The following is a 26435-nucleotide window of genomic DNA, read 5'->3' as shown; positions in this document are numbered from 1 at the left end:
TACGTCTTACAAGGAAAAAATGATGGAACATACATTACCTCAACTACCTTACGCATTAGATGCGCTTTCACCATTCATCTCAAAAGAAACTCTAGAGTTTCACTATGGCAAACATCATCAAACCTATGTAACCAATTTGAATAACTTGGTTAAAGGCACCGAGTTTGAAAATGCTTCTTTAGAAGACATCATTAAAAAATCATCTGGCGGTGTTTTCAATAACGCAGCCCAAGTATGGAACCATACTTTCTATTGGAATAGCATGAAGCCAAACGGCGGTGGTGCACCAACCGGTCCCTTGGCTGATGCAATCAATGCTAAGTGGGGCTCTTTCGATAAATTCAAAGAAGAGTTCACAAAATGTGCAGTTGGCACATTTGGTTCAGGCTGGGCATGGTTAGTGAAGAAGGCCGATGGCTCCCTTGATTTGGTTTCTACAAGCAATGCGGCTACACCTTTAACAACGGATGCCAAGCCTTTGATGACTTGCGACGTTTGGGAGCATGCTTATTACATCGATACTCGTAATGCTCGTCCAAAGTACGTAGAGAATTTCTGGAATGTAGTGAACTGGGATTTTGCTAGCAAGAATTTTGCTTAAAACCTGCTGATACCTACATTTTCACCAAGAGAGCTTTTATGTCATCTATCTTTACCTCATTAGGGCGCACAGTTTTAGCTGGTTTTGTGCTTCTCGTTTTAATTGTTTTAGCTTTGGGTGCAAACCTCAGCTCTATTGAACTGCCATTCTTATTCCGTTGGATTCACGTGATGGTTGGCGTGATGTGGATTGGTTTGCTTTGGTATTTCAATTTTGTGCAGATTCCTTCGATGCCTAAGATCCCAGATGAGCAAAAACCTGCGATTGGAAAAGTCATTGCTCCAACTGCATTGTTTTGGTTCCGTTGGGCAGCCTTATTTACGGTAGTTAGCGGTTTAATTTTGGCTGTGTTGAATGGTTATGCACATCAAGCATTTACTTTGCAAGCTCCATTCCGCGCAATTGGTCTGGGTATGTGGATTGCTTTAGTGATGGCCTTTAACGTTTGGTTCATTATTTGGCCAAATCAAAAACGTGCCTTAGGTATTGTTGCGGTTGAGCCGGATATAAAAGCAAAGTCTGCACGCGTTGCAATGCTGACTTCACGCTTCAACACCATGCTTTCTGTGCCAATGCTGTTTTTGATGGTGGCGCAATCACACAACTCAACATGGTTTGTGATCGTTACATAATGAAGCTGCTTGTATGATTAAAAAGGCCCGCAATTGCGGGCCTTTTCTTATTCAATATCTACTGGAAATCTGAAGTCAGAATAAGCAGTTATGGCAGTATCGGAGGCAGTTCTTTGGTGAGTGCGCCACGTTGAGCTGTTGCTGCACCGAGAAGCGCGAAGCCTAGTAGTTTGCCCTCGCCAGATTCAAAGCGTGCCTCTAATCCACCTTCTACTAAATTGATTTTCCACTCGCCTTTCGCACCTTTGGCTGGTGGTGAAACGATGGTTGGTAATGCGGGCGTCTTCACCATCACTGGCATGGCTGGGTAGGTAAGAGTGGCTGGCTGTCCGAGGAGGTTTGGAGCTAACGCACGCGCTGCCTGCATGATTGGCATGACATAAGGGAGAACTAAGCCTTCAACCTCGGCACAGTCTCCAATGGCGTATACATTTTTGGCGCTAGTCTCTAACTGACGATTGACGGTGATGCCTGAGCCAGTTGCAATTCCAGCGGCTTTGGCTAAGTCCATGCGAGGCTTGAGGCCAACAGCCGACAGAAATACATCACTAGTAATCACTGAGCCATTGGCTAGAGTGATTGATAGGGAGTCACCGTTACGATCAACGGACTGTACGGTAGTTCCAAAGTGCCAGCGTACGCCTACCTCACTAAGCTTGGCTTGAAGTGCTTGTGCTGCAGCTTCTGGGAGGAGACGACCTAAAGCTTGCGGTGCTAAGTCAATCACATCCACTTCATGGGATCCCAAAACCAAATCATTGGCAAACTCGCATCCAATCAGGCCGGCTCCTAGGATGGCAACCCGTTTTTTGCCTGTAATTGTTTTACGAAACTGCGCATATTCTTCTAAGTCATTGACCGTGATGACCTCATTTGCGGCATTGCCCTGCAAAGGCAGGCGAATTTGATCTGCACCCAATCCTAGAACTAACTTTCCATAAGAAATACTTCCTTTGGATGTAGTAATGGTTTGGGCAACAGTATCTATTGCGGTGACATCAACATCACCCAGAATAGTCATCTCTAGTTGCGTGGCCATGCCTTCAGCATTGGTGGAAACCAGTTGCTCTGCAGACTTGTTGCTTGCTAAGGCAGTAGAGAGCATAGGCTTTGAATAGAAATAGCCTGGCTCACGGGTTACTAGCGTCACCGGGACGGTCTTATCGAGTTTGCGAAGTTCGCGAATGACGGTGTATCCAGCTAAGCCGCTACCAATGATGACAATTTCTGATGCTTGATTCTGATGATCCAAAGCAGGACTCCCTAATAATGCAGTTGAATGATTGGTGTATCGCTTAAATTAAGAAATTTGAACCATTTCAAAATCGGATTTAGCTACACCACAGTCTGGGCATTCCCAGTCTTCAGGGACGTCAGCCCAGGCAGTGCCGGCAGGAATGCCATCCTCCGGTAAGCCCTTTGCTTCGTCATAGATGAAGCCGCATACGATACATTGCCAAGAATTCATGATGTTTCCTTAAAGATAATTGGATCAGTTTAAATTTAATTTCGTTTTATTTCTGAAAGGCGCCTGCAAGAGCAGACTCTAGGCTTTGGATGGTATTCATTGCTGGGCGACAGATTATCTGTACAGCAAATAACAATGATATTATTTATCTAATAAATTGATTATAGGAGCTTTTGCAAATCATGGCTGCCCTCCCTTCATTACGTCAACTTCGTTATTTTGTAGCTATTGCTCAAGAACTTAATTTCACTCGTGCGGCTGAGGTCTGCTTTGTAGGTCAATCCACCTTGAGTGCGGGCCTTAAAGAGCTTGAAGATGGGCTCGGAGTGCGCCTAGTCGAGCGGGACCGCCAAAACGTAGCGATCACCCCCATTGGCTTGGAAATTTTGGAGAGGGCAAAGGCAATCTTGGCATCCTCTGAAGATCTTGTGGAATACGCCGATGCCGTTGGAAAGCCAATGGCTGGAACTATTCGCTTAGGTGTGATTCCAACGATTGCACCATTCTTGTTACCAAATGTCCTGCCTGATATTCGGACGCGTTTCCCAAGTCTAAAAATTGCTTTGAGAGAAGACCTGACGGCTAATCTATTAACTAGATTAGCTGAGCATCAATTGGATTTCATTCTGATTGCTTTGCCCTATGAAACCTCAGGCTTATTGGTCAAAGAGTTATTTGATGATGAGTTTTGGTTGGTTGCTCCAGAGGATGATCCCGCCCTTAAAGGAAAAGAGATTCACCTACCTGCAAAAATGGCGGAGAGATTATTGCTTTTAGAGGAAGGGCACTGCTTGCGTGAACACACACTGCAAGCCTGTAAGCGCTCAGATATTCGTAATGCAGATGGAATGGAGGCTACGAGTTTACTTACTCTTCTCCAGATGGTGGACTCTGGAATGGGAATTGCATTGCTTCCGGAGATGGCTGTTAGGGGCGGCTTGTTAAATGGCACCAGCTTAGAGGCACGTCCACTTGCACCTCCTGCACCAAAGCGGGTGATTGCTTTAGTAGCTCGCTCTTCTACTGCTCACCTAGACGAGTTTCAGGCTTTCTCCGATTGCATACAGGCTCGTTTTAAGAGAGGTGCAAAGACTGCACGTGGCGCCGTCAAGGGTTTGCGTAAGGAGTAAGCAAGAATTGAGCATTCTTGCTACAGTCGGCATTCAATAATTTATATCAGTAAAAAAGAAAGAGTCTCATGTCCGGAAAAGAAATCATGTTTACCCCCGTTAAGCTTGGCTCAATTGAGCTCAAGAACCGTCTTGTGATGGCACCGCTCACTAGAATGCGTGCTATTGAAGGGGATGTGCCAAGTCCTTTGGCAAAAACATATTACGAGCAAAGAGCGAGTGCTGGTCTCATCATTAGTGAGGCCACACAGATTTCTCCGCTTGGAAAAGGCTACCCAGCAACTCCTGGAATCTATTCTGCTGAGCAAACTGCTGCTTGGAAAGAGATTGTGAGTGCAGTGCATGCCAAAGGTGGCAAGATGGTAGCTCAGCTATGGCATGTAGGCCGCATCTCTCACTCCTCCTTGCATCCTGAGCAAGGCTTGCCAGAAGCACCGTCTGCGATTGCACCTGCTGGTCAAACTTACGGTGCCGATTGGAAGTTGCATGATTACGAAACTCCAAAGGCAATGACAACTGCAGATATTGCTGGGCTGCTCAAAGATTTTGAATTAGCCGCTGTTAATGCAAAAGCAGCCGGCTTTGATGGTGTAGAAATCCACTCAGCTAACGGTTACCTGCTAGATCAGTTCTTGCAAGACAAGACCAATCAACGCACTGATGACTACGGTGGTTCAATTGAAAACCGTATTCGCTTATTGGGCGAGGTAGTTGAGTCAGTTTCGAAGGTCTATCCAAGCGATCGCATCGGTGTTCGCTTATCACCATATGGCAGCTTTAATGACATGGCTGATAGCGATCCGGTTGCTTTGTTCACTGCGGTGATTCAAAAGCTCAACGGCTACAAGCTGTCCTATGTTCACATGATTGAGCCACGCTCAACGACTGCGGGTGGCAATGATCAGATTGATGGAGATGCCCCAATTACCTCGGAGATTTTCCGGGCTGCATATCAAGGTCAATTTATTAGTGCCGGTGGATATGATCAAGCGATGGGAGAAGCTGTGCTTGAGGCCGGCCTAGCCGATGCAGTCGCTTATGGACGTTTGTATATCGCTAACCCAGATTTAGCCGAACGCTTTAAGCAGGGCGCAGCACTCAATGCTTATAACCGTGCAACGTTTTACGGTGGGGCAGAAGTAGGGTATACAGACTACCCAACGCTGTAATCTAAAGATCGATCAAGGCCTCTATCGAGAGATGGGGGCCTTATTTTTTATCGTCAGGATCTTTTAAGAGTCCATATTGGTTGGCTAGGATCAGCATAGCAATAGATGCGCAACCCATTGCAAAGAATTCCCATTGATGGAGCATGGCTGTGCCAATGACGGTCATTAAGATGGTCCATCCAACTGCCATCTTGGCTTTTTTGCTTAAAGGTTTCATAGATCTGAACTGAAGTAAAAAAATTATCTAATGGTGAGTCTAGCTCTAGCGCTCAACTCATTCGGGGCGCCACGTTTGTCAATCTGAGACAGTCTGAGAGCCTCTTGTTCAAAATCAATCTGAGCTGGATGAAACTCCAAATTGCCAAGGTGAATGACATAAGTCCATACGAGTTCACGACCTCTATCTTTATAGACATCTACTACACGCTTCATTTTTTAACACCTATAGTAGAGACGGAGCCCTGTGCGGAGTTCATATTGTGTTTTAAATCAATCAAATTTCGTGGATCAATACGAATAACGCCACCACGAGGACTATCAATATCGGCAATCAAAAAGAATGCGATTGAAATCATGATGGGAAAAATCATAAATAGTCCCACGTTGCGCTGAAAGTTTCGCGCGCCAAAACCAACTAATACATTTGCGCATACAGCAACTGCAGCCATGAGCCACCAGGCAGCAGTGGGGATACGATTCCACCAAGCTGCCTGAGTATAGCCATGGGAGTTAATCACATCATTCATGCCGGAAATCACCAGCGCAATCGTGGGTGTTGATTGTGTGCGAGCAATAGGAAGCAATTCATTCCACATCGCATTTTCAAGTGCAAGAGTGCGCTGGGTAATTTGTTTGGCAGTCTCTCTATCTTGCTTAGAGTAAAACAAGATCCGCTGATCTACATATTCGTTGAGTAAGCCTTTGATGCTCTCGGCAGTTTTGCTAGGCAAAAGATCTGCCCTCAGGAATTCAGTCCCAATTGCATTTGCTTCGGCCTCTTCATAAGTCTGTCTCAAGTCGTATCGAGCCATGGCCATAGAGAAGGTAAAGCCAATAATCAAACCCAGCAAGGTCAGTGTTGCAGTCTGAATAATGCCCAGGTCTGCCGAGGTCTCAGTATCTTTGGTGCGGAATGCACTCAGTACCGCATTGCCAAACCACACTGAGCCCGAGAGGACTACAGCGGAAATGACAAAAACTAGTACAGGGTAATTGGCTAAGTGTGGAATTTTAAAAAGTTCCTGGATATAAAATATCTTTAGTCACATTTTGAATGTCACGGTGACCTGTAAACGCCATCGTGATATCCAATTCATTATGAATAATGTCTAAGCATTTGGTAACACCAGCTTCGCCCATGGCGCCCAAGCCATAGAGGAAAGGTCGACCAATCATCGTGCCACGTGCACCCAATGCCCAGGCCTTCAAAACATCCTGGCCGGACCGAATGCCGCCATCCATCCAAACTTCAATATCTTTACCAACGGCATTCACGATGCCAGGCAATGCCTTGATGCTGGAAATAGCGCCATCTAATTGACGACCGCCATGGTTTGAAACAATCAAAGCATCTGCACCAGTGTTAGCGGCATGGCGTGCATCCTCTTCATCTAAGATGCCTTTGATGATGAGCTTGCCGCCCCACAGTTTTTTAATCCACTCCACATCATCCCAGCTAAGGCCTGGATCAAACTGCTCAGCAGTCCAAGAGGAGAGGGAAGACATATTGCCAACACCAGTGGCATGGCCAACAATATTGCGAAAGGTTCTGCGCGGAGTCATCGCCATGCCCATGCACCAGCGTGGCTTAGTCATCATATTGATCATGTTGGCGATCGTCAGCTTTGGAGGGGCAGACAAGCCATTCTTTAAATCTTTATGACGTTGACCTAGGATTTGTAAATCCAAAGTTAATACTAGGGCGGAACACTTCGCTGCTTTGGCGCGCTCAATCAGACGCTCAATAAAGCCACGATCTTTCATGACATAGAGTTGAAACCAAAACGGTTTAGTAGTGTGCTCCGCCACATCTTCAATCGAGCAAATACTCATCGTGGATAGGCAGAAAGGAACGCCAAATTTTTCTGCGGCACGGGCAGCCAGAATTTCACCGTCAGCATGTTGCATGCCGGTTAATCCAGTAGGTGCAAGCGCTACTGGCATTGCGACCTCTTGACCCACCATGGTTGTTTTGGTGGTGCGATTGGTCATATCTACCGCAACACGTTGGCGTAATTTGATCTTCTGAAAATCGGATTCATTAGCTCGGTAAGTAGATTCAGTCCATGAGCCAGAGTCGGCATAGTCATAGAACATCTTCGGGGTGCGTTTTTGATGCAGAACTCGTAAATCTTCAATATTGGTGATGATTGCCACTAAAACCCCTTTGCATATTGCCAATGTCAGTATCTGACGCTAATTTAAGCTCTATCTTAGCAATACCCAGCATTTGTTTCTACAATGCCTAGGCAAAGTCCTTCTTAGGGCTTAAAACACCCATTTCTAGCCTGAATTTTCCTGAATGCCTCAAATCCCTTTGTCTACCGTGTTTTATTTGTTGCTTGCGACTGCCTTGTGGGCAGGTAATGCAATAGCTGGAAGGGCGCTGGTCGGCAGTATTTCACCCATCACCTTAAGTGCAGTTCGCTGGGGTTTGGCGGCCTTCTTATTGCTTCCTTTTGGCTGGCAAATTTTTAAACCGAGCAGTGCGCTTTGGCAAAACAAGGGCCGTTTCTTGGTTTTGGGGCTGTTGGGAGTTGGTAGCTATAACGCGCTTCTCTACCTTGCCTTGCAAACCTCGACAGCGATTAACGTGACTCTAATTGGTGCCAGTATGCCCATTTGGATGCTCTTTATCGGCGCCGTCTTTTATCAGGTTAGGCCAACACTATTGCAACTCCTGGGGGCAGTAGTCTCTCTGGTGGGTGTCACTGTGGTCTTAACCCGTGGTGATCCTGCAAGCCTCTTAAGCATGGAAGTGGTAATGGGTGACTTGCTCATCATGTTGGCCACAATTCTGTGGGCTTTTTATAGCTGGATGATTAGTCGTCCTGGCAAGAGTAACGAGCGGCAGTGGCCCTGGGCTGAGTTCTTAATGGCACAAGTGTTTATCGGTTTCATGTGGACGATGTTGTTCGAAGGTGCGGAGATTGCAGCGGGACATGCTTTTATTGACTTGAACTACTGGACTGGGTCATTGATTGTCTTCGTCGCAATTGGTCCATCTTTGATTGCCTATCGTTGCTGGGGTTTAGGGGTCAATGGTGCGGGACCGACAGTAGCGGGATTCTTTGCCAACCTGATTCCCTTATTCACGGCGCTACTCTCGGCCGCCATCTTGGGGGATCCACCCCAGCTATTTCATGGTCTTGCTTTTGCCCTCATTGTGTTTGGCATTCTGGTTTCTTCTGCAACGCAGAAAAGCACTTAATCCCCCTTTATTTGACTAAAAAGCCTGTTTTTTAAGGCTAAGTACCCAAACAGCTCCAAATCAGTATCATTTAGGGCTAATCACACGATTTACTAGGAAATTACTATGCCAGGCTTACTCCCGAATGTTGATCCAGACGGTCTATTAGAGTTCTCGGTTGTTTACACCGATCGCTCGCTCAATCACATGTCTGAAGAGTTTAAAAAAGTCATGGTGGATATTTCCGGCGTTCTCAAGGATGCTTATAACGCGAGCTCTGCAGTCATTGTTCCCGGTAGTGGAACTTTTGGTATGGAAGCAGTTGCCCGCCAATTTGCAAATAATGAAAAGTGCCTCGTCTTGCGTAACGGCTGGTTTAGTTATCGCTGGACCCAGATTTTTGATCTAGCCAACATTACTCAGGACATTACGGTTATCAAGGGTAAGCAGCTAGAGAATGCAACACAGGGTGTTTTTGCCCCAGCGCCAATTGAAGAGGTGGTGGCTTTTATTAAGAAAGAAAAGCCTGCAGTTGTTTTCGCACCTCACGTAGAAACTTCTGCCGGCATCATTTTGCCGGACGACTACCTCAAGGCAGTTGGTGAGGCGGTTCGCTCTGTCAATGGTTTATTTGTGCTCGACTGCATCGCTTCTGGTGCAATGTGGGTGGACATGAAGGCTTGCAATGTGGATGTATTGATCACTGCGCCTCAAAAAGGTTGGAGTAGTTCACCTTGCTGCGCATTGATCGCCATGGGTGATAGAGCGCGCGAGCGCATTGAATCTACTCAGAGCAGCAGCTTCTCAATGGATCTCAAAAAGTGGCTTCAAATTATGGAGGCTTATGAAAAGGGTGGTCATGTGTATCACACCACCATGCCAACCGACGCACTCAAAATTTTGCGCAATGTGATGAAAGAAACCCAGGCACTCGGCTTTGCTGCACTCAAGGCGAAGCAACAAGAGTTGGGTGACAAGGTTCGTGCCTTATTGGTATCGAACGGCTATCACTCCGTTTCAGCAAAAGGCTTTCAGTCTCCTGGCGTAGTGGTGAGCTATACCAAGGATCCGGATATTCAGACGGGTAAGAAGTTTATTGCTCTAGGTTTGCAAACTGCTGCTGGCGTACCGCTACAGTGTGATGAGCGCCCAGACTTCCGTACTTTCCGTATCGGCTTATTTGGTCTAGAGAAGTTGGCTCACGTTGACCGCACAGTTGGTCATCTTGCAGCAGCGCTAGAAAAGATTACTGAGACTGAAGCGCAGCCAGCTTAAGTAGCAGCGCCACTCAACTAAAAAGGCCGTCTCAAGACGGCTTTTTTATTGCCTCCAGTGCAAGTGGGTTAGGTGTTGCGTCACTCACCTTTGTTAATACATTGGTATCAAGGTGATGGAAAGGTTCGGTCTGACCTTTGATCATCATGACCGTATCTTGCTCGTAAGACCAAGTGCCGTCCTCTAGGATCGTCACCATGATTCGGTATTCAATTGTCTTAAAGGCATAGTCTAAAAAAGGGCTAGAAGAAATTCCGGCGGTTGGATCATCAATCTTCGCAACGCATTCAAACTGGGTTGCATTGGCAGACGCCTTTCCTGTTGCCATCGTAATCATGCCTCGCGGAATAGTGAGAGTGTGAACAATTGCTCCAGTTGCAGGCTCCCAAAGCCAGTAACCAACCTGATCATGATAGGTTTTGACTTGATCTGGCTTGGTGATATGCAGGTGATAACGCAAGCCATAAAACAGTTGTGGTCCATTGGTTTGCGGATCAATTGGCTGCATCTCAATGCGCTCCGTATACACCTGCTTTTTTGGACCTTCTGCTTTGGGTTTGATATCCAAACCCCGTTGACCTTCCCAAATGCCGGCAAGGCGGGCGAGGGGACCCAAGTTTTCTAGAGTGTTAACGGAGTATCCCTGAGGCTCTGTATAGATATCAGCAGGAAAAGAGTTCATATGGACGCCTTGGTGAAATAGAGTATTGCAGACAGTTTATTGAGTATTATTAAAACATCTACGAAACCTTTGGAGTCTTAAATGAAAACTCACTTTGCAAAACTGGCTTTAGCCACGCTCATTTCTGCTTCAATCGGTTTGTCACCTCTTACCGTGATGGCAGCTGATCCTGCTCCAGTAGGTGCGCCTGCAGCTGCTACTGCGGCAGCCCCTGCGACTCCGGCCACACCTGCTGCGCAAGCAGAAAAGGCGGCAAAGAAGACTGCTAAAAAGTCAAAGAAAGATAAAAAAGCCGAGAAGAAGTCTAAGAAAAAATCTAAAAAGAAGGCTAAAGCAGCTCAAGAGCCTGCAGCTGCGCAACAATAAATTCGTAGCGCTTTACTGCGCCGTTAATTTACGGGGCCAGATCCCTCAAGGTCTAAGGGCTTTGTGGTGTTCGGCCCCTTTTGCTTGCTAGGTGCATCGTTTCGTACTAGCAACCACATCGCCCCTATGACTAAACTCATCCCACCAATCTGGATCCAAGTAATCGGTTCGGATAATACGATCCAACCCATAAACAGTGTGGAGACGGGGCCTAGTATTCCGGCTTGAGCAACGAGTGGCGATCCAATCCGATTAATTGCAATCACAATCAATAACATCGGAATGACTGTGCACAGACTGGCATTGAGGAGGCTGAGCCAGTAGATTTGCTCCACTTGCGTGAATACCGCTAGAGGATCGTAAATCAGAATTTGAATGACACTCAATAGTGCTGATGCAGAGCTGGCATAAACCACTAAGCGTACGCTTCCTACACGCTTCACCATTTCACCGGATCCAATCATATAGATTGCATAGGAGCATGCGCTGGCAAAGATCAACAGCATCCCCACAATGGCCATTGACCCAGTTGAGCCGGCATCTTGAATGAACACGACAACGACGCCCAGGTAACCCACTATGAGTGCATACCATTGCAACCGGCTAATCGACTTATTCAATACAAAATAGGAAATTAACAGCACGATCGTTGGTGTGAGATACAGCACAATGCGCTCTAGCCCAACGGAGATATATTGCAGTCCCAGAAAGTCGAGATAACTGGAGAGGAAGTAGCCCATAAAGCCTAAGACAAATATCTTGATTTGATCTTGCCAAGTAAGGCGGCTCATTGCCTGTCTGCGCGACTGCCACCAATAAATTCCCCAGAAGAGGGGGAGGGCCATCAACATTCTCAAGGCAATTAAGGTCTCAGCATTTGCACCGTAGCCAAAAGCAAGTTTGATCAGAATGGCTTTTCCGGAAAAGAGTACTGAGCCAAAGCCAGCCATTAACAGGCCGTAGATGTAACGACGATGATGAAGAATTCCGCTAGCTGATTGCATGCTGTTTTATAACAGCTTATTGAGCAGACTCCGCATCTCGAAGATGACCTCAGTTGGAGTAAGCCCAATGGGGCCAATTTGCCTTGCCACTAAGCTATCGGCTGCCGATGCATGGAGCTGAACCCCAATGCAGCTGGCTTCCCATAGATTGATCTGATGGCGAACGCCTTGGGCAGCGATTGCCGCGATAGTACCTGTGAGGACATCACCCATTCCGCCGACAGCCATGCCTGGGTTGCCTTGCATGCATTGCACTACCTGGTGAAGGGGTGAAGCAATCAAGGTATGTTGACCCTTCAGAATCACAATGGAATCAGTCAGCGTAACTAAGTCGGACAGTGCAGTCATGCGATTGTCTTGTATGGCCGCTGCAGAAGTATTGAGAAGATTAGCTGCCTCTCCGGGATGTGGTGTGAGCACAGTCATACCTGGAGATGCTGTATTGCGCTGCTTGAGTAGATCTAAAAATGCAGAGGTATCAGCGATTAAATTGAGTGCATCCGCATCAATTACTAGTGGAATTTTAGGGTATCTCAGTGCTGCAACGAGCCAATCTCTCGCTAGCGCAGAAAAACCCAAGCCTGGTCCAATTGCAATCACATCGGGTGCGCTATCTGCTAGTTGTTCTTGGGCATTAAAGCTGGCCAAGCGCACCATGAGTTCAGCTTGCTCTGGTATTGCATGGGCGGAAGTGGGATCCAGCATTTCTAAGATAGTCCAGCCAGCCCCTAAGTGAAGGGCTGCACTGCCTGAGAGCATGAGGGCGCCAGCCATGCCAGGCGCACCACCAATAAGCAAAACCTTACCGGCATTACCTTTGTGTTCTGAGGGCTCGCGCTTGAGACGAGGAATGAGCTCGAGTGATCTCAGTTCGTTTGGGGGATTCATTTGAGTAGTATCGCTCTAATGAGTGGCTTAACAATCGATTTTATCGGGAGTATGCTTAAGCAATGAAAATACAATTTCTTGGCGCAGCGGGGGAAGTGACTGGATCCAGGCATTCCGTAGTGGCTAGCATTGGCGGACGTGATGTGAGGTTTATGGTCGACTTTGGTATGTTCCAGGGTGGGCGCGAGGCGACGGTAAAGAATGTAGAGTTGCTACCGTTTGCAGCAAAGGACATTGATTTTGTCGTGCTCACGCATGCCCATATTGACCATAGCGGCCTTTTGCCCAGACTGTGTGCTCAAGGATTTACTGGTCCGATCTATTGCACAGATGCAACATTTGAATTGCTGAAAATCATGTTGCCCGATAGTGCCCATCTCCAGCGATCCGATGTAGAGCGTGCAGTGCGTAGACAAAAAGCAGGTAAGTGGCGCGGAGATCTGCCAGTGGCCTTGTACTCGATGGAAGAGGCAGAACTTGCTCTTGGGCAATGCGAAATACTTCCTTATGGAGAACGTTTGGAGTTGCATCCTGGTATTGATCTCGAGTTTCAAAATGCAGGACATATTTTAGGATCTGCGATTGCAGTGATGGATATCACTGAAGACCACTCCAAGAAAAAGCGCTGCGTTTTCTCGGGTGATATTGGCATGAAGGGTAAGTTATTAATGCCTGATCCCACCACGATCTCTCAAGCCGATGTCGTCGTAGTTGAGTCAACCTATGGCGATCGTCTGCATAAGACCTTAGCTGATACCGAGACTGAATTAATTGAAGTGGTGACCAGTACCCTCAATGCCCATGGAAATATTGTCATCCCGGCATTCGCGGTAGGCCGTACACAAGAAATCCTGTTTTTATTAATCGATTTGGTGAGGCGAAAGTTATTACCCCATTTGAGTATTTGGGTGGACTCCCCAATGGCCACTGCAGCAACCCATTTAACCCAGCGTTTCTTTGCTGATTTAGATCAAGAGTCGCAGTCTACTTTTGAGTGGTTTAAGAAAAATCCAGGTGCAGTCGACCTGCGATTTATTGCAGACGTAGAAGAGTCGAAGGCACTCAATAAGATTAAGGGTGGGGCAATTATCATTTCTGCAAGTGGCATGTGTGATGCCGGTCGTATCGTTCATCATCTGCAGAATAATTTGCCTCGAGCACAAAATGCCATTGTCATTACAGGCTTTCAGGCCTATGGCAGCTTAGGTCGTCGCCTAGTAGATAAGGCATCCAAAGTACGCCTCTTCGGCGAAGAGCTTATGGTGCGTGCATCTATCCATACTATTGGCGGCTTATCGGCTCATGCAGATCAGGCAGGTCTATTGGATTGGTTGCGAGGCTTTAAATCAGCCCCTCAGTCGGTATTTGTGGTTCATGGAGAGCCAGAGGCATCAGCCGTATTGGCACAAGCAATTCGCGAAGAGCTGGACTGGAAAAATGTCATTATTCCAGAGCGTTTACATAGCTATTCTTGCTAGGGCTTAATCAATGGACGTAAAAAAACCGCGGCGAACCGCGGCTTCTTATTCTCGATAAGAGATTATTTCTTAGCGTCAGCTGCAGGAGCTGCAGCAGGAGCGGCTGGTGCAGCAGGAGCAGCGGCAGCAGCATCTTTCTTAGCTTCTTCGATGTGGTGTGCTTCAGCACCATGCTTTTCGCCGCCCATATCAATGTCACCGTCGCCTTTAATGAGTAAATAGGCTGTGGCAGAAATTAATACTAGTACCATGATGATGATTGAACGGTTGCTCATTGCTTTTCCTTCGGTTTGGTTAATATTCCCCAATATTAACGCCTGAATGGCTGATGGTAAATCCGAATTAGCCCTAGATATCAAATTAATGCAATATTCTAGGGGGTAATACTGATTCTGATATGGCTTAGACTGGCCCTAACGCTTGGCTAAGTTGACTCAAAATGAAGGTTGATTCTCTTAAAGGTTGTGATATGAGTTGTAAGCTCCCTGTAAATAATTCCCAAACTATCACTGATTTTCTAAGCCTTCAAAAGAGTCAGTTGGCTGAAGAGAGTTCTGAGGATTCCTATCGGTTTGCATTTGATGATCAAGCTTTTTTAGCTCGCCGAGAAACTTTAGGTTTGCGCTTTCAGCTCGAGCTATTAAAGCCTGAAATCTTATTGCATGAGCACGGCATTGAGCACACGATTACCGTATTTGGGTCGACTCGGTTTGTGAGTTGTGAGGCAGCTCATGAGCTGGAGAAGAATGCCAAAACACCGGAAGCGATAGCCGAGGCTAAACAAGCATTACTTCATTGCAAGTACTACGATTCCGCCAGAGAATTTGGGGCAATTGTTGCGGCTTATAACGCCACCCAATCTGAGGATCGCAATAAGTTGCATATTGCTACGGGCGGCGGTCCGGGAATTATGGAGGCTGCTAATCGAGGCGCCTTTGAGGCGGGGGATAGAACAATTGGTTTTAATATCAGCCTTCCTAGAGAGCAGCACCCCAATCCTTATCTGACCCCGGGTTTGAGTTTCCGCTTTCACTATTTTGCTATTCGCAAAATGCACTTCATGCTCAGGGCAAGGTCAATTGTGGCCTACCCAGGAGGCTTTGGCTCCTTTGATGAGCTCTTTGAGGTGTTGACCTTAATGCAAACCAAAAAGGTGGAGCGTTTTCCAATCATCTTGGTCGGCAAGTCATTTTGGCAGGAAGTGATCAATTTCAAGCAGATGCTTGAACATGGGGTGATAGATCAGGCTGATATGGAATTAATTCACTTTGTCGAAACTGCCGAGGAAGCTTGGGGAATCATTCGCGACTGGTACCAGCTAGGCTGAGAACGGTAAAATAAGCCACAAACGCCATGACTATCGCCAATACAGTAACCCTGAGCTCCGAACTGGATTTACCAGCCTATTTATTTGGTATTGCGATGTTGCTTGTTGTGATGCTGGTGCATGGGCTGGCTTTACTGCAAATTGCAAAGCGCTATGAGGTGAAGTCATTTCTTTATCTCTCTGAGCATAAGTATTCTTCAGTGGCTTTCGTCTTTTATGCCAGCGTATTGTGTTTATTTCTAACGCATATTTTTGAGATCATTCTTTGGGGTATTGCGCTGCGAGCATTTAATCTTCTGCCAAATTTGGGTGAGAGTATTTTATTTAGTGGCAGCACCTATACCGCTATGGGTTTTATGGACGATCTACTTCCAGGTGGCTGGAAAATGCTAGCCATCATCATTGCTTTCTCGGGTATGTTTGCTTTTGCTTGGACGGCCTCCGTCATGATCTCGATGACCAAGAATTTCCGCCAAGCCTATACCCGCCAACATATGAAAAAACTGAATCTTCCAGTTGAAGTAATTGAGCGTTTTAAGTAAATCATGAGTAAAGTCTGGGATGCCGTCATTATTGGCGGCGGGGCGGCTGGGCTTTTTTGTGCTGGCGTTGCTGGTCAATTGGGCAAAAAAGTCTTAGTGCTGGATCACGCTGATATCTTGTGTGAAAAGATTCGGATTAGTGGTGGCGGTCGCTGCAACTTCACTAATGTACATAGCAGTCCAGCAAACTTCCTTTCCCTGAATCCTCACTTTGTAAAAAGTGCCTTGGCTCGTTATCCCGCAAAAGAGTTTGTCAAGCTAGTGCAGTCTTATCGCATTGCCTATCATGAGAAACATCAAGGGCAATTGTTTTGCGATGATTCCGCCAAACAAATTATTGAGATGTTGCTCGCGGAGTGCGCTAAGGGTCATGTTGATATTCGCCATCCGGTGAGGGTAGAGTCGATCGCCCATGAGTCAGGTATCTGGAGTATTAAAACCAATGCTGGTATTGAGCGTTCAAGCTCTTTGGTTATGGCAACCGGCGGCTTACCCGTTCCCGCAATTGGCGCAACAGCCTATTCATTGGATATCGCCAAGCAATTTGGCTTGAAGGTGGTCGATCCTCGCCCCGCATTAGTGCCGCTGTCATTTACTTCTGGTGAGTTTGATAATTTGATTGAGTTGTCTGGCTTGAGTTTGCCAGTTCGTATTGCATCTGGCGCAAAAGGCAATCGCTATGGCGCCTGCCGTTTTAATGAAGATTTATTGTTGACCCATAAAGGCCTTTCCGGTCCAGCGGTCTTGCAGGCCAGTAGTTACTGGGCTGAAGGTGAGGCAATTCATATTGATTGGTTGGGAGCGGTTGAGGCCAATGGTCAATTTAGTTGTGATGAGCTATTTAATCATGAAGATAACCGTCTTAAATTGACGGAAAATATTTTGGCCTCGGTCATGCCATTGCGCTTAGCCAAAGCATTTGCAGAACAGAAAAATCTTTTGGGTAAAAAATGGGCTGAGGTTTCTAAAAAAGACCGTCAAGCCCTCAAAGAGCTGATTACCAATTGGTCGGTAAAGCCAGCAGGCACCTTGGGATGGAAGAAGGCTGAAGTCATGTTAGGTGGTGTTGACACCAAAGAGCTTGATGGTCAAACCATGATGGCACGAAACCATCCTGGTTTGTATTTCATTGGTGAATGCGTCGATGTGACCGGACATCTTGGTGGACATAATTTCCAGTGGGCTTGGGCAAGTGGTTTTGCTTGCGCTCGATCCATCTAGAGCTTGAAAATCCCTTAAATACTTTAGTTTGGCTGGTTTCTCATCCAGTCAGCAGTGTTGAAAAAAGACTCCTCTAGCTGCGCGCCAATCTCCCCATCAATGCCGCAGTCTTCCATGGCGCGATACATGCAGGCAAGCCATTGATTGCGCTCCTTTAGGCCAATTTTGAAGGGTAGGTGTCGCGCACGGAGCATGGGATGACCATACTTTGGAGAGTAGATATCCGGACCACCAAGCCACCCCGATAAAAAGAGCTTTAACTTCTCGCGAGACCCTGATAAGTCCTGGGAATGCATTGCCCGCAACTCTGTAAAGGGCTCTTCTAGGACCATCAAATCATAAAATCGGTCAACCAATTCCTCAACTTTTGCTGCGCCACCAATGATTTCGTATGCGTTTTTTCTTTCGCTCATGGCTTGATTTTAATGCCAATACAGCAGGGAATTGGCAAGTCTCTTATTTGGGTATAGAGTTGAAAGGTAGGCTTTACATTAAACAGTGCATTTATTTAACCCAGGGAGGGATGTAATGGATAAGAAAGATATTCAAGCATGGCAACAAGAGAAGGCTAAGGAGTTATTTGCTTATTCCCATAAATTACTAGATGCTGCCAAAGATTTGAGCGCGCACCACCTTGAAGAGATTCAATGGGGGATGAAAAATGCTATGGAAAGTGCAAAGTCTGCCGCGAAAAATGACCTTGCAAAACTTAAAGAACTTCAAGAGTCTGCCGCCAAAGAAGCAGCAAAACGTGCGACTGTTTATCAGAAGAAGGTGAAGTCTGTACTCAAGGATATTGGAGATGATGCAGCTGACGGAACGGAAAAGCATTTAGAAAAAGTCCGCAGCTCTTTAGTAAGCTGGCTTGAAGATGTCGAGGACAAAATTCCAGGACATGCTGATAAGTTATCTAAAGTGGTTCATGAGATGTCGACAACGGGTCAAAAAATGTTTAAAGAGGGTCGAAAAATTGTGAACCAGGTTGCAGACGCCGCTGAGAAAAATATTGAAGAACTCAGAAAATCGTCGGAGTCAAAGACGAAGTCTAAGTAATCACGTAATACTGTAAATAAGCTCCAAGAAGCCACCTAATATAGGTGGCTTTTTTATACCCAGCCCTGAAGCCAGATCTCAGTATTTTTTAATTCACGCCAGGGAATCACCTGAGTGCTCTGATCAAATACTGCTTCTAGCTCAATGAACTCAATTGCTGTCTCTGGCAATTCTGGCAGAATGACTTTACTCACCAAGAAATGCTTTCGCTTATGCGTCGGCTTTACCGCAGTCCACTTACTCAGCAGTAGTTTTTTGGGGTTTAGAGGGTTATATTCTTTAGAGGGCATTGCACTTCAACTCTTTCCCGTTGCTGACCAGTTTTCCTGAACCGGGTGTAAAGATTTGGCTGGACTCCTGAATCTGGCCGGAACACTTCAGATCAAAATAGCTCAGAGGACCAAGGCTTCCACAGTAGGCATATTGCAGATCCTGAAATTGCATCTGCGCCTTTTTGAGAATCATCGTTGATTTAGATCCAGCACCGTCAATGCATGACCAAGTGGTATAGGTTTCTCTCCCGCAGGCAGAAAGTCCTAGGGCAAAAACAAGCAGGGTAATTTTTCTGAGCATCAATGCCATCAAAAAGAGAGGGTGGCACCAACAGGGCACCACCACTCAGATTTACAGTACCCAGAAGTGATGGGTGCCATCCTTACCAAGCTGCTCCACTAGTCCAAACTCCCAGTCTAGATAGGCTTGCATAGCAGCTGGATCGACACTGGTGCCTTCATATGGACGCTTATAGCGATCCATCGCAGGGGAGGCTAAATGGGTGGGTCCTTTTTCCATTTCGAGGCCTGCATCCATCCACGCTTGATTGCCGCCAGATAAAACAAATACATTAGCCTTTGTTAGCGTTTGAATGTCATTGGCAGCATATACCGCTAGCTCACCAGTGGTGCTCGTCAGCACATAACGACTTGCTGTTGGCAGATTCTGTATGGCAGCGGAGAACTGTGAACGCAGTGCAAACCAGCTACCGGGGATATGACCTTTCACATAATTTGCATGGGTACTCAGATCAATCGCAATCGTGTCGCTATCATCTTTCAACCATACTGAAGCCGTAGTGGCATCCACTGTTTGAATTTGTGGTGATGCAGGTAGACCTTGCTTCCATGGACCTTTTTCTGTCAGATCAGATGCTTTAATGCCATCAATCACATAAACATCCCATGCCATCTGCGCAAGCCATGAGGCAGGCATATTGGCTCTAACACCACCTGGATCCGCTAACACAATGCGGGCTCCTCGAACGGGTGCAACCATTTCTGTTTCTTGAACTAATTGACCGCCTGGAGTTGAGCGAAATCCAGGAAGGTGACCTGCCTCATATTCTTCGGGCGTTCTTGTATCAAAGAAATAAGTAGTTCGATCGGATTGGGGTTTCCACTGTGCGATCTCTGCAAGTGTGACCCGCTTTACTCCTGCTTTATCGGCAACGCTACGTGCGCGTTGCGCAGCTTCACTTGCAGTGCTATCACTCACCTCTGTAAATTTACGACTTTGGCCCTTATCAAGCTCTTGACCAGCTAAGGTCCAGCCAATGGTGCCATTGCGCAATGCATTCACCTCATTGGGAATCCCTGCATTGATTAAGGACTGCGTACCCAGGATGCTGCGTGTTCTGCCTGCGCAGTTGACGATGATCTTGGTTTTTGGATTGGGTGCCAGTTCGGGAACACGCAAGACTAATTCAGCGCCAGGGACGCTAATGCCGGTAGGGATGCTCATGGTTTGATATTCATCAAAACGACGCACGTCAACTACAACAACATCTTCTTTGTCATCCAGTAACTTCTTTACTTCTTGCGCGGATAGCGAGGGCGTATGTTTCTTGGATTCCACAAACTCACCAAAAGATTTGCTAGGTACATTCACATCTTTAAATACTTCACCGCCTGCAGCTTTCCATGCCTTCACTCCACCATCGAAAACAGAAACGTCGAGGTAGCCAAGTTCAGAGAGTCTCTGCGCTGCCAGTTGTGCATAACCTTCGCCATCATCCAGAGTCACAATCGGTACATCTTTTCTGGGGAGCTTGCTAAATGCATCGACTTCAATACGGGATAGTGGGAAGTTGGCCGCAAACAAAGGATGCTCTTGAGCATGAGGATCTTCTTCGCGTACATCCAAGAGCGCAACTTCTTCTTTATTGAGAAGCTTATTGCGAACAAAAGCGTAATCTTGATTTTTAATAGGCATCATTTTTCTGTATTGATTTGGGTGGTTATGAGGGATGTCATTGCACTGCAGTAATCAGGTCTCTCGCTGCATTGCGACATCGAATGACTGTAAAACAAGGCATCCAATAGGGCTTATGAATACTCGGCAGCTCCTTTTTGGAGGCGTGCCTAATGCTGATTGGGCTCTAAATGCGGGGAATTGCTATTTTTCATGGGTGTCTCCGTTAGTTTTTAGTAGTTTTTGTTATTTTGGGGGATTTATTGGATCTAAGAGTTATCCCTGATAGCACCCTCGAAATCCTCTGCTTTTTATGGGGATATACTAATTCTGAGCTTAGTACTCATACTTTCATCAGAAACATAGGAGACGAGATGTCACAACACGATACATTGTTGGCTGCTTTTGAAACTTATAAAGCGGAAAACGAAAAGTTTATTGAAAAAGGCGTTAAGGCATCTGCTGCACGTGCTCGTAAAGCTTTGCAAGAAATTGCTGGAGCCTGTAAGGAGCGTCGTAAAGAAATTACAGCAGCTAAAGAAGCAATGGAAGCTAAGAAGTAATTAACTTTCTCCGAATTCAATTCAGCCTGGCCCCCAAAAGGAGCCGGGCTTTATTTTTATACGCTGACGGAAAATAAAGTGAGCTTCATGGCTTGGTTGCGGATTGGTAATAGGCTTTGATACTCTGGGCTATTGGCCCAAGACTGAGAGTGCTCTAGATCTGGAAACTCCAATTCCACAAATGCACTAAAAGAGCCGCACTCTAATTCATTCCAAAGGAAGGTATTGAAAGAGCCTCGGGATGTAATCTTTCCTTGATAGAGAGCCACGGTACCACCGACCTGAGACCGGTACTCTTCAAATGCCTCAAGATTATTTAACTGAATAAGGCCAATCACTTTAATGGTCATCCCGACTCCCGGATATTTGTCCAGCTAGTTTATAAGCAAGCTATAGTGAGATATTAGATCTTTACTATCTCATACGAGGCGCATATGAAAGTCGCATTTTTAGGTTTGGGCAATATGGGGCTCCCTATGGCTCTCAATTTAATTAAAGCGGGTCATCAGGTCCAAGGTTTTGATTTGGTTCAGGCTCAACTGGATGCTTTCAAGCTGGCTGGTGGGATTCCGATGAGAAGCGCTTCAGAAGCCGCCCTGGATGCAGATGTCATTATTAGCATGCTCCCAGCTTCGCGCCATGTTGAGGCTTTGTATTTGGGTGAAGTTGGCTTGCTTGCCACGGCCAATCCAAAAGCCTTACTGATTGACTGCTCTACGATTTCTCCCAAGGTTTCTCAGTCTGTCGCTACCGCTGCCAAAGCCAAGGGCTTTGCCATGATCGATGCGCCTGTTTCTGGTGGCACTGCAGGGGCACAGGCTGGAACCTTAACCTTTATGGTGGGCGGAGATGCAGCGGATGTAGATCGAGCCCGTCCATTGTTAGAGCAGATGGGCAAGAATATCTTTCATGCGGGCCCAAGCGGAAGCGGTCAAACCGTCAAAGTCTGCAACAACATGTTGCTAGGTATTCAGATGCTGGGGACTAGCGAGGCATTGCGTCTGGGTATTGCGAATGGCATGGATCCCAAAGTACTCTCTGACATCATGTCTAAGAGCTCTGGGCGCAACTGGGCTTTGGAGCTCTACAACCCATGCCCTGGCGTCATGGAAAATGTACCATCCTCAAAAGGCTATGCGGGTGGCTTTGGTGTAGATCTCATGCTGAAGGACTTGGGTTTAGCAACTGAAAATGCAGGCGATCTAGAGGCGAGTATTCCGCTGGGAGAGTTATCTCGCAAACTATACGAAGCACATAGCAAGGCAGGTAATGGCCAGCTCGATTTCTCAAGCGTCTTTAATCTAAAGGCGGATTAAAGCAATACCTCTAGATGCTGATCTTGTTTGCTAGTCATGTTGCCAATGACACAGGCACTGCCGAAGTGATGTTGTTGAAAGATTTCTAAAACAGCATCTACAGAATCTGCGCTACAGGACACGAGTAGGCCGCCACTCGTTTGCGGATCAGTGAGAAGGGCTTGTTGTGCAGGGCTAAATTGCTCCGGTAAACGAACCTCCGCTCCATAGCTTTGCCAGTTACGATCGGATGCGCCGGTAATAATCCCTTGATCAGCTAGGCTCTGAACATTAGATAGCAGGGGAACCTGACTCCATTGAATTTGAGCGGTGAGCTTAGAGCCTCGAGCTAATTCTAGGGTGTGACCAGCAAGACCAAAACCGGTTACATCAGTTAATGCATGAACGCCAGGTAATTTTGCAAGATCTGGACCTGCAGAATTTAACTTCGTGGTGTTGGCAATCATTTCTTGATAACCCGCATCATCCAGAAGATCCTTTTTAAGGGCAGCAGATAAGATGCCGACGCCCAGTGGTTTACCTAAAATTAAGACATCTCCAGCCTGGGCGGCCGCATTGCTCTTGACACGTTTAGGATCAACAATGCCAATCGCAACCAAGCCATAGATAGGCTCAACGGAATCAATCGTATGACCACCTGCAATTGGAATGCCTGCTGATCTACAAGCTTCAGCACCGCCTTCCAAAATGCGTGCAATCGTTGCGTTAGAAAGCACCTTGATAGGCATGCCAACCAGCGCTAAGGCAAATAGTGGTGTGCCACCCATGGCGTAAATGTCGCTAATAGCATTCGTGGCAGCAATCTTGCCAAAGTCAAATGGATCATCAACGATAGGCATGAAAAAATCTGTAGTTGCAACAATCGCTTGTGACTCGTTAATTTGATAAACGGCAGCATCATCCGAGGTCTCAATCCCAATCAGAAGCTCTTTTGGAAAAGGCAGCTGTGGAACACTTTTCAGAATTTCTGAAAGAACGCCAGGAGCAATCTTGCAGCCGCAACCACCACCATGAGACAAGGAGGTTAAGCGGGGTTCTTGGGTAGACAGGGTATTCATATCAATAAACTTAATGTATCAAATGCTATGGATGCAATATTAGTGGAGATTTAACGATTAAAGCTGCGTTTAGGTGGGTTGCCACGCTTAGCCGCTGGTTTGCTGCCGCCATTGCCGCCACCCGCATTGCCTGGTCGTGGTTTTCTCGATTGTTGATGTTGCTGGCTACGTAACTGAATTGGTTGCGCTACGGCATTCGGATCCGGCTCAAATCCAGCGATCACTTCCTGAGGGAGTTTTTGCTTAATGAGTTTTTCGATATCGCGAAGCATCTGATGCTCATCAACACAGACTAGGGACACTGCGACACCATTCGAACCCGCTCTACCAGTTCTGCCGATGCGGTGCACATAGTCTTCGGAAACGTTTGGTAAGTCATAGTTCACAACGTGGGGGAGTTGATCAATATCGATGCCACGAGCTGCAATATCAGTAGCAACCAAGACGGTGATTTTTCCATCCTTAAATTCGGCTAAGGCTTTTGTGCGAGCGCTTTGACTCTTGTTACCATGAATGGCCATAGCGGTAATGCCGTCTTTCTCAAGCTGCGTAACCAATTTATTGGCACCATGTTTGGTACGTGTAAATACGAGAACCTGCTGCCACTGATTAGATTTAATCAGATGCGCCAATAATGGATGCTTTTGGTTTCTGTCAACCGGGTGGATCAGCTGAGCAATCGCTTCATTAGTACTATTGCTTCGTGCAACTTCAATTAACGCGGGTGAATTCAATAATCCATCTGCTAAAGCTTTGATCTCGGTCGAGAAGGTTGCCGAAAAGAGTAGGTTTTGACGTTGCTTAGGCAGTGCTGCCAAAATCTTTTTAATGTCACGTAAGAAGCCCATGTCCAACATGCGATCAGCTTCATCCAGCACCAGAATTTCAATATTGGCGAGTGAGACACAGTTCTGCGACATTAAATCTAGTAAGCGGCCTGGCGTTGCCACCAAGATATCAAGACCGGCAGCAATCGCTTTAATTTGCGGGTTGGCGCCGACACCGCCAAAAATGACGGTGGACTTCAGGCCCGTGTATTTGCCGTAGGTCACAACCGACTCTTGAACTTGAGCTGCTAATTCACGGGTGGGGGTCAAGATCAACACACGTAACTGACGTTTGCCACCAGCCTTAGCTGTACTACTTAAGCGTTGCAGAATCGGCAGGGTAAAGCCTGCAGTTTTACCGGTGCCAGTTTGAGCAGCGGCTAGTAAATCTCCGCCCTTTAATACGGCAGGGATGGATTTTTCTTGAATGGGGGTGGGGCTGGTATAGCCTTCCTCGCTAATAGCACGAAGAATGGATTCTGATAAACCGAGATCTGTAAATAACATAGGGGCCAAATAAATATTGACCCGTATTCAATTAAACGACTATCCCGGCCAATGGGGTGAGCTGCCACACTTGGAGTGTTTGCAGAAAGAGCCCCCATTTTAAGCTATCAAGCAGTCTTGCTAGCTGTATTCCAGAGATTGGGTGTTACTGAATTGGCGTATCCAGAAATAAATAATTTTTCTGCACCTGTGATGGGGTCAAACACTGCCCGCTGAATACGACCAATGTTGCCACCATAAACATGAATGCTAATAGAGGTTTGGTCGCTTAAAGCATTCTCGACTACGTGGATGTCATGTGTGTTGGGGGATACGGTAGCCACTTGACCGGGTTTGCAAACAAAAGATTCATTGGCTTGATAACTGCCATCAGCTTGACGGTAGTAGTCAGCGCTGCGCTCTTGTCCTCGAAGTTGCCCAACCATACCCCAGACGGTGTGGTTATGTAATGGCGTTTTTTGACCGGGCCCCCAAACAAAGCTGACTACTGAAAAACGATCGAGCGGGTCTGCGTACAGTAAGTATTGCTGGTAATACTGCGGATGCGGTTTACAAAATTCCTCTGGTAACCAGTCGTCTTCTCTGATTAAGTCTTCCAGCAGTTTTTTTCCTTTTGAGAAAACAATTTCTTCGCTCGGCTGAGTTTCAAGCAGTGTAGCGAGGCCCTTCACAAAGCCGAGTAATTTTCCTTCTTGCATAAACGCTCCAAAATTGAGGTCTTACTGATCAGCTGCAAAGAGCCAATCTGGCAGGCCCTTGGGCTTGAGGGTGGTGGTATCTACACAAACAATATGCAGTAAGGCGCTAGCAATGAGTTCTGGCTCAACCCCTTCGACAATGCGTTTCGCAGTTTGTTTGACAGCAATTTGAGTGCGACCGCGATGTTCAATCACTTGGTCGATGCTCAGCAAATCATCTAATCGACCCGGTCTATGAAAGTTCATCGTGATTTCTCGAACGGGAAGAACGATACCAAACTCATTAACCAGTTTTGTCGGGCTCAAGCCTCGTTGTTGAAGCCACTCTGAGCGGCTGCGCTCAAAGATCTCCAGATAACGAGCGTGATACACAAAGCCAGCCGCATCGGTATCTGAGTAACAAACGCGAAAGAGAAAGGGGGCATTGCTGAATTGAGTCATAAGGGTAAGGTGCTTTTAGATATATAGAATCATATCGCGATGTGCAATGCCCGCTTCATCGTAGATATCACCTTGCGCAATAAAGCCAAATTGTTCATAAAACGGAATGGCCGATAGCTGGGCATGTAATTCAAGTTGAGTAATGCCTTGGGATTTACTTAGTTCAAGTAAGGCGCAGAGTAATTTGCCTCCAATGCCTTGCCTTCGATATATCGGCAAGACCGCCATGCGCCCAATTTTCCCAACTTTTCCATTGCTCCCAGGTAGGGTAGCCAGGCGAGCTGTTCCAATACATTCCGAGTTCAAATAGGCCAGGGCGTGCTGTGCAGATGTGTCATATTCATCGAGCTCCATCTCCTCTGGAACACCCTGTTCATCGACAAACACGCTTTTTCGAATGGGGTAGGCCTCTTCTTTGCCATCTTGCCAGGATTTAATCAAGATCGCACTGTTACTCTGTTGTCTATTGAAGTTGGGGCTGGTCATTTAACCTCCAATGTAGCAAATTGAGCGCATTGAGGCTTCAAATATTAGCTCTAAGGCTTATAAGTAAGCTTAAAATGGGTCGGTGGTGCCACAGATTGGCGCCCCTC

Annotated in this window: 34 protein-coding genes; 14 read left to right on the top strand and 20 right to left on the bottom strand. The window is 46.6% G+C overall.

Annotated elements, in window-relative coordinates:
* Positions 1-22 precede the first annotated feature (22 nt).
* Together sodB and AOC19_RS05690 are read left to right on the top strand one after the other, a co-directional pair.
* A complete protein-coding gene (sodB, locus tag AOC19_RS05695) occupies positions 23-601 on the top strand; it encodes a superoxide dismutase (RefSeq protein WP_215378167.1) in 579 nt (192 codons plus the stop codon).
* A gap of 38 nt (positions 602-639) precedes the next feature.
* Positions 640-1233, top strand: coding sequence for a urate hydroxylase PuuD (locus tag AOC19_RS05690; RefSeq protein ID WP_215374648.1), 594 nt, complete (start codon positions 640-642; stop codon positions 1231-1233).
* An 88-nt stretch (positions 1234-1321) separates the two neighbouring features.
* Here the strand turns inward: AOC19_RS05690 and AOC19_RS05685 are convergent, their stop codons facing one another.
* Together AOC19_RS05685 and AOC19_RS05680 are read right to left on the bottom strand one after the other, a co-directional pair.
* The gene (locus AOC19_RS05685) at positions 1322-2485 is read right to left on the bottom strand and encodes an FAD-dependent oxidoreductase (RefSeq protein ID WP_215374645.1); all 1164 of its coding nucleotides are present in this window, start codon (positions 2483-2485) and stop codon (positions 1322-1324) included.
* A 48-nt stretch (positions 2486-2533) separates the two neighbouring features.
* The gene (locus AOC19_RS05680) at positions 2534-2701 is read right to left on the bottom strand and encodes a rubredoxin (RefSeq protein WP_215374643.1); all 168 of its coding nucleotides are present in this window, start codon (positions 2699-2701) and stop codon (positions 2534-2536) included.
* Positions 2702-2883: 182 nt separating this feature from the next.
* Between AOC19_RS05680 and AOC19_RS05675 the strand changes: the two genes are divergently transcribed.
* Together AOC19_RS05675 and AOC19_RS05670 are read left to right on the top strand one after the other, a co-directional pair.
* Positions 2884-3831, top strand: coding sequence for a hydrogen peroxide-inducible genes activator (locus AOC19_RS05675; protein ID WP_215374640.1), 948 nt, complete (start codon positions 2884-2886; stop codon positions 3829-3831).
* Between the two features lie 68 nt (positions 3832-3899).
* Positions 3900-5000, top strand: coding sequence for an alkene reductase (locus AOC19_RS05670; protein WP_215374638.1), 1101 nt, complete (start codon positions 3900-3902; stop codon positions 4998-5000).
* Between the two features lie 40 nt (positions 5001-5040).
* Here AOC19_RS05670 and AOC19_RS05665 read toward each other — a convergent pair whose 3' ends face one another.
* From AOC19_RS05665 to AOC19_RS05650, 4 genes are all read right to left on the bottom strand, one after another.
* Complete coding sequence (locus tag AOC19_RS05665; RefSeq protein WP_215374635.1) at positions 5041-5217, bottom strand: hypothetical protein; 177 nt, start codon at positions 5215-5217, stop codon at positions 5041-5043.
* Between the two features lie 23 nt (positions 5218-5240).
* A complete protein-coding gene (locus AOC19_RS05660; RefSeq protein ID WP_215374633.1) occupies positions 5241-5432 on the bottom strand; it encodes a hypothetical protein in 192 nt (63 codons plus the stop codon).
* The gene (locus AOC19_RS05655; protein ID WP_251367994.1) at positions 5429-6163 is read right to left on the bottom strand and encodes a hypothetical protein; all 735 of its coding nucleotides are present in this window, start codon (positions 6161-6163) and stop codon (positions 5429-5431) included. The genes AOC19_RS05660 and AOC19_RS05655 overlap by 4 nt, the downstream gene beginning before the upstream one ends.
* A gap of 67 nt (positions 6164-6230) precedes the next feature.
* Complete coding sequence (locus tag AOC19_RS05650) at positions 6231-7376, bottom strand: alpha-hydroxy acid oxidase (RefSeq protein WP_215374630.1); 1146 nt, start codon at positions 7374-7376, stop codon at positions 6231-6233.
* A gap of 145 nt (positions 7377-7521) precedes the next feature.
* Between AOC19_RS05650 and AOC19_RS05645 the strand changes: the two genes are divergently transcribed.
* Entirely contained in the window at positions 7522-8430 is a 909-nt protein-coding gene (locus tag AOC19_RS05645) for a DMT family transporter (RefSeq protein WP_215374627.1), read from the top strand.
* Between the two features lie 105 nt (positions 8431-8535).
* Positions 8536-9684 (top strand): aminotransferase class V-fold PLP-dependent enzyme, encoded by a 1149-nt coding sequence (locus AOC19_RS05640; protein ID WP_215374624.1) that lies wholly within the window; start codon positions 8536-8538, stop codon positions 9682-9684.
* A 31-nt stretch (positions 9685-9715) separates the two neighbouring features.
* Here AOC19_RS05640 and AOC19_RS05635 read toward each other — a convergent pair whose 3' ends face one another.
* The gene (locus AOC19_RS05635; protein ID WP_215374621.1) at positions 9716-10366 is read right to left on the bottom strand and encodes an FABP family protein; all 651 of its coding nucleotides are present in this window, start codon (positions 10364-10366) and stop codon (positions 9716-9718) included.
* A gap of 81 nt (positions 10367-10447) precedes the next feature.
* Between AOC19_RS05635 and AOC19_RS05630 the strand changes: the two genes are divergently transcribed.
* Positions 10448-10732: a protein tyrosine phosphatase gene (locus AOC19_RS05630; RefSeq protein WP_215374608.1), complete on the top strand. Its 285-nt coding sequence runs from the start codon at positions 10448-10450 to the stop codon at positions 10730-10732.
* 23 nt (positions 10733-10755) lie between these two features.
* On the opposite strand, the gene AOC19_RS05625 is transcribed toward AOC19_RS05630, so the two are convergent.
* The gene (locus tag AOC19_RS05625) at positions 10756-11736 is read right to left on the bottom strand and encodes a DMT family transporter (RefSeq protein WP_215374606.1); all 981 of its coding nucleotides are present in this window, start codon (positions 11734-11736) and stop codon (positions 10756-10758) included.
* Positions 11737-11742: 6 nt separating this feature from the next.
* Positions 11743-12624: an NAD(P)H-hydrate dehydratase gene (locus tag AOC19_RS05620; protein WP_215374604.1), complete on the bottom strand. Its 882-nt coding sequence runs from the start codon at positions 12622-12624 to the stop codon at positions 11743-11745.
* Between the two features lie 62 nt (positions 12625-12686).
* Here AOC19_RS05620 and AOC19_RS05615 point away from each other — a divergent pair, with 62 nt between their 5' ends.
* Positions 12687-14102 (top strand): MBL fold metallo-hydrolase RNA specificity domain-containing protein, encoded by a 1416-nt coding sequence (locus tag AOC19_RS05615; RefSeq protein ID WP_215374602.1) that lies wholly within the window; start codon positions 12687-12689, stop codon positions 14100-14102.
* Positions 14103-14164: 62 nt separating this feature from the next.
* Here the strand turns inward: AOC19_RS05615 and AOC19_RS05610 are convergent, their stop codons facing one another.
* Positions 14165-14377 carry a hypothetical protein gene (locus AOC19_RS05610; RefSeq protein WP_215374599.1) on the bottom strand — a complete coding sequence of 71 codons (213 nt, stop codon included), beginning with the start codon at positions 14375-14377 and terminating at the stop codon, positions 14165-14167.
* Positions 14378-14571: 194 nt separating this feature from the next.
* On the opposite strand from AOC19_RS05610, the gene AOC19_RS05605 reads away from it, so the two are divergent.
* Genes AOC19_RS05605 through AOC19_RS05595 form a run of 3 tightly spaced genes read left to right on the top strand, consistent with a single transcriptional unit; the run spans position 14572 to position 17192 of the window.
* A complete protein-coding gene (locus AOC19_RS05605; RefSeq protein WP_215374597.1) occupies positions 14572-15429 on the top strand; it encodes an LOG family protein in 858 nt (285 codons plus the stop codon).
* Between the two features lie 26 nt (positions 15430-15455).
* Positions 15456-15971, top strand: a complete 516-nt coding sequence (locus tag AOC19_RS05600) for a hypothetical protein (protein ID WP_215374594.1) — start codon at positions 15456-15458, stop codon at positions 15969-15971.
* A 3-nt stretch (positions 15972-15974) separates the two neighbouring features.
* Positions 15975-17192: an NAD(P)/FAD-dependent oxidoreductase gene (locus AOC19_RS05595; RefSeq protein ID WP_215374592.1), complete on the top strand. Its 1218-nt coding sequence runs from the start codon at positions 15975-15977 to the stop codon at positions 17190-17192.
* 23 nt (positions 17193-17215) lie between these two features.
* Here AOC19_RS05595 and AOC19_RS05590 read toward each other — a convergent pair whose 3' ends face one another.
* Complete coding sequence (locus AOC19_RS05590; RefSeq protein ID WP_215374589.1) at positions 17216-17605, bottom strand: group II truncated hemoglobin; 390 nt, start codon at positions 17603-17605, stop codon at positions 17216-17218.
* A gap of 115 nt (positions 17606-17720) precedes the next feature.
* On the opposite strand from AOC19_RS05590, the gene AOC19_RS05585 reads away from it, so the two are divergent.
* Positions 17721-18245, top strand: coding sequence for a phasin family protein (locus AOC19_RS05585; RefSeq protein ID WP_215374586.1), 525 nt, complete (start codon positions 17721-17723; stop codon positions 18243-18245).
* 53 nt (positions 18246-18298) lie between these two features.
* Here the strand turns inward: AOC19_RS05585 and AOC19_RS05580 are convergent, their stop codons facing one another.
* Genes AOC19_RS05580 through AOC19_RS05570 form a run of 3 tightly spaced genes read right to left on the bottom strand, consistent with a single transcriptional unit; the run spans position 18299 to position 20453 of the window.
* The gene (locus AOC19_RS05580) at positions 18299-18535 is read right to left on the bottom strand and encodes a TIGR02450 family Trp-rich protein (protein WP_215374583.1); all 237 of its coding nucleotides are present in this window, start codon (positions 18533-18535) and stop codon (positions 18299-18301) included.
* Positions 18525-18830 carry a hypothetical protein gene (locus AOC19_RS05575; RefSeq protein WP_215374580.1) on the bottom strand — a complete coding sequence of 102 codons (306 nt, stop codon included), beginning with the start codon at positions 18828-18830 and terminating at the stop codon, positions 18525-18527. Before AOC19_RS05575 ends, AOC19_RS05580 begins: the two co-directional genes overlap by 11 nt.
* 39 nt (positions 18831-18869) lie before the next feature.
* Complete coding sequence (locus AOC19_RS05570) at positions 18870-20453, bottom strand: rhodanese homology domain-containing protein (RefSeq protein WP_215378161.1); 1584 nt, start codon at positions 20451-20453, stop codon at positions 18870-18872.
* Between the two features lie 353 nt (positions 20454-20806).
* Here AOC19_RS05570 and AOC19_RS05565 point away from each other — a divergent pair, with 353 nt between their 5' ends.
* A complete protein-coding gene (locus AOC19_RS05565; protein ID WP_173942993.1) occupies positions 20807-20995 on the top strand; it encodes a hypothetical protein in 189 nt (62 codons plus the stop codon).
* Between the two features lie 56 nt (positions 20996-21051).
* On the opposite strand, the gene AOC19_RS05560 is transcribed toward AOC19_RS05565, so the two are convergent.
* The gene (locus tag AOC19_RS05560) at positions 21052-21345 is read right to left on the bottom strand and encodes a DUF1330 domain-containing protein (RefSeq protein WP_215374577.1); all 294 of its coding nucleotides are present in this window, start codon (positions 21343-21345) and stop codon (positions 21052-21054) included.
* Between the two features lie 84 nt (positions 21346-21429).
* Here AOC19_RS05560 and mmsB point away from each other — a divergent pair, with 84 nt between their 5' ends.
* Entirely contained in the window at positions 21430-22311 is an 882-nt protein-coding gene (mmsB, locus tag AOC19_RS05555) for a 3-hydroxyisobutyrate dehydrogenase (protein ID WP_215374574.1), read from the top strand.
* On the opposite strand, the gene selD is transcribed toward mmsB, so the two are convergent.
* From selD to AOC19_RS05530, 5 genes are all read right to left on the bottom strand, one after another.
* The gene (selD, locus tag AOC19_RS05550; protein WP_215374571.1) at positions 22308-23369 is read right to left on the bottom strand and encodes a selenide, water dikinase SelD; all 1062 of its coding nucleotides are present in this window, start codon (positions 23367-23369) and stop codon (positions 22308-22310) included. The genes mmsB and selD overlap by 4 nt on opposite strands.
* A 50-nt stretch (positions 23370-23419) precedes the next feature.
* Complete coding sequence (locus AOC19_RS05545) at positions 23420-24703, bottom strand: DEAD/DEAH box helicase (protein WP_215374569.1); 1284 nt, start codon at positions 24701-24703, stop codon at positions 23420-23422.
* A 107-nt stretch (positions 24704-24810) separates the two neighbouring features.
* Complete coding sequence (locus AOC19_RS05540; protein WP_215374565.1) at positions 24811-25401, bottom strand: hypothetical protein; 591 nt, start codon at positions 25399-25401, stop codon at positions 24811-24813.
* Between the two features lie 21 nt (positions 25402-25422).
* Positions 25423-25842 carry a YbgC/FadM family acyl-CoA thioesterase gene (locus AOC19_RS05535; protein WP_215374562.1) on the bottom strand — a complete coding sequence of 140 codons (420 nt, stop codon included), beginning with the start codon at positions 25840-25842 and terminating at the stop codon, positions 25423-25425.
* A 15-nt stretch (positions 25843-25857) separates the two neighbouring features.
* Complete coding sequence (locus AOC19_RS05530) at positions 25858-26328, bottom strand: GNAT family N-acetyltransferase (protein ID WP_215374559.1); 471 nt, start codon at positions 26326-26328, stop codon at positions 25858-25860.
* Positions 26329-26435: the final 107 nt, after the last annotated feature.

The organism is Polynucleobacter asymbioticus (genome assembly GCF_018687575.1).
Taxonomy (GTDB): domain Bacteria; phylum Pseudomonadota; class Gammaproteobacteria; order Burkholderiales; family Burkholderiaceae; genus Polynucleobacter; species Polynucleobacter asymbioticus_C.
This window is presented reverse-complemented; position numbering and strand designations above follow the sequence as displayed.

What these genes read in the sequence shown, in the direction of transcription:
- AOC19_RS05670 (WP_215374638.1), top strand. Translation starts at nt 3,900, where the DNA reads ATGTCCGGAAAAGAAATCATGTTTACCCCCGTTAAGCTTGGCTCAATT.
- AOC19_RS05625 (WP_215374606.1), bottom strand. Translation starts at nt 11,736, where the DNA reads ATGCAATCAGCTAGCGGAATTCTTCATCATCGTCGTTACATCTACGGC.
- AOC19_RS05620 (WP_215374604.1), bottom strand. Translation starts at nt 12,624, where the DNA reads ATGAATCCCCCAAACGAACTGAGATCACTCGAGCTCATTCCTCGTCTC.
- AOC19_RS05630 (WP_215374608.1), top strand. Translation starts at nt 10,448, where the DNA reads ATGAAAACTCACTTTGCAAAACTGGCTTTAGCCACGCTCATTTCTGCT.
- sodB (WP_215378167.1), top strand. Translation starts at nt 23, where the DNA reads ATGGAACATACATTACCTCAACTACCTTACGCATTAGATGCGCTTTCA.
- AOC19_RS05540 (WP_215374565.1), bottom strand. Translation starts at nt 25,401, where the DNA reads ATGCAAGAAGGAAAATTACTCGGCTTTGTGAAGGGCCTCGCTACACTG.
- mmsB (WP_215374574.1), top strand. Translation starts at nt 21,430, where the DNA reads ATGAAAGTCGCATTTTTAGGTTTGGGCAATATGGGGCTCCCTATGGCT.
- AOC19_RS05600 (WP_215374594.1), top strand. Translation starts at nt 15,456, where the DNA reads ATGACTATCGCCAATACAGTAACCCTGAGCTCCGAACTGGATTTACCA.
- AOC19_RS05570 (WP_215378161.1), bottom strand. Translation starts at nt 20,453, where the DNA reads ATGCCTATTAAAAATCAAGATTACGCTTTTGTTCGCAATAAGCTTCTC.
- AOC19_RS05615 (WP_215374602.1), top strand. Translation starts at nt 12,687, where the DNA reads ATGAAAATACAATTTCTTGGCGCAGCGGGGGAAGTGACTGGATCCAGG.
- selD (WP_215374571.1), bottom strand. Translation starts at nt 23,369, where the DNA reads ATGAATACCCTGTCTACCCAAGAACCCCGCTTAACCTCCTTGTCTCAT.
- AOC19_RS05640 (WP_215374624.1), top strand. Translation starts at nt 8,536, where the DNA reads ATGCCAGGCTTACTCCCGAATGTTGATCCAGACGGTCTATTAGAGTTC.
- AOC19_RS05660 (WP_215374633.1), bottom strand. Translation starts at nt 5,432, where the DNA reads ATGAAGCGTGTAGTAGATGTCTATAAAGATAGAGGTCGTGAACTCGTA.
- AOC19_RS05610 (WP_215374599.1), bottom strand. Translation starts at nt 14,377, where the DNA reads ATGAGCAACCGTTCAATCATCATCATGGTACTAGTATTAATTTCTGCC.
- AOC19_RS05560 (WP_215374577.1), bottom strand. Translation starts at nt 21,345, where the DNA reads ATGACCATTAAAGTGATTGGCCTTATTCAGTTAAATAATCTTGAGGCA.
- AOC19_RS05545 (WP_215374569.1), bottom strand. Translation starts at nt 24,703, where the DNA reads ATGTTATTTACAGATCTCGGTTTATCAGAATCCATTCTTCGTGCTATT.
- AOC19_RS05585 (WP_215374586.1), top strand. Translation starts at nt 17,721, where the DNA reads ATGGATAAGAAAGATATTCAAGCATGGCAACAAGAGAAGGCTAAGGAG.
- AOC19_RS05605 (WP_215374597.1), top strand. Translation starts at nt 14,572, where the DNA reads ATGAGTTGTAAGCTCCCTGTAAATAATTCCCAAACTATCACTGATTTT.
- AOC19_RS05675 (WP_215374640.1), top strand. Translation starts at nt 2,884, where the DNA reads ATGGCTGCCCTCCCTTCATTACGTCAACTTCGTTATTTTGTAGCTATT.
- AOC19_RS05690 (WP_215374648.1), top strand. Translation starts at nt 640, where the DNA reads ATGTCATCTATCTTTACCTCATTAGGGCGCACAGTTTTAGCTGGTTTT.
- AOC19_RS05645 (WP_215374627.1), top strand. Translation starts at nt 7,522, where the DNA reads ATGCCTCAAATCCCTTTGTCTACCGTGTTTTATTTGTTGCTTGCGACT.
- AOC19_RS05595 (WP_215374592.1), top strand. Translation starts at nt 15,975, where the DNA reads ATGAGTAAAGTCTGGGATGCCGTCATTATTGGCGGCGGGGCGGCTGGG.
- AOC19_RS05530 (WP_215374559.1), bottom strand. Translation starts at nt 26,328, where the DNA reads ATGACCAGCCCCAACTTCAATAGACAACAGAGTAACAGTGCGATCTTG.
- AOC19_RS05590 (WP_215374589.1), bottom strand. Translation starts at nt 17,605, where the DNA reads ATGAGCGAAAGAAAAAACGCATACGAAATCATTGGTGGCGCAGCAAAA.
- AOC19_RS05535 (WP_215374562.1), bottom strand. Translation starts at nt 25,842, where the DNA reads ATGACTCAATTCAGCAATGCCCCCTTTCTCTTTCGCGTTTGTTACTCA.
- AOC19_RS05565 (WP_173942993.1), top strand. Translation starts at nt 20,807, where the DNA reads ATGTCACAACACGATACATTGTTGGCTGCTTTTGAAACTTATAAAGCG.
- AOC19_RS05665 (WP_215374635.1), bottom strand. Translation starts at nt 5,217, where the DNA reads ATGAAACCTTTAAGCAAAAAAGCCAAGATGGCAGTTGGATGGACCATC.
- AOC19_RS05580 (WP_215374583.1), bottom strand. Translation starts at nt 18,535, where the DNA reads ATGCCCTCTAAAGAATATAACCCTCTAAACCCCAAAAAACTACTGCTG.
- AOC19_RS05635 (WP_215374621.1), bottom strand. Translation starts at nt 10,366, where the DNA reads ATGAACTCTTTTCCTGCTGATATCTATACAGAGCCTCAGGGATACTCC.
- AOC19_RS05680 (WP_215374643.1), bottom strand. Translation starts at nt 2,701, where the DNA reads ATGAATTCTTGGCAATGTATCGTATGCGGCTTCATCTATGACGAAGCA.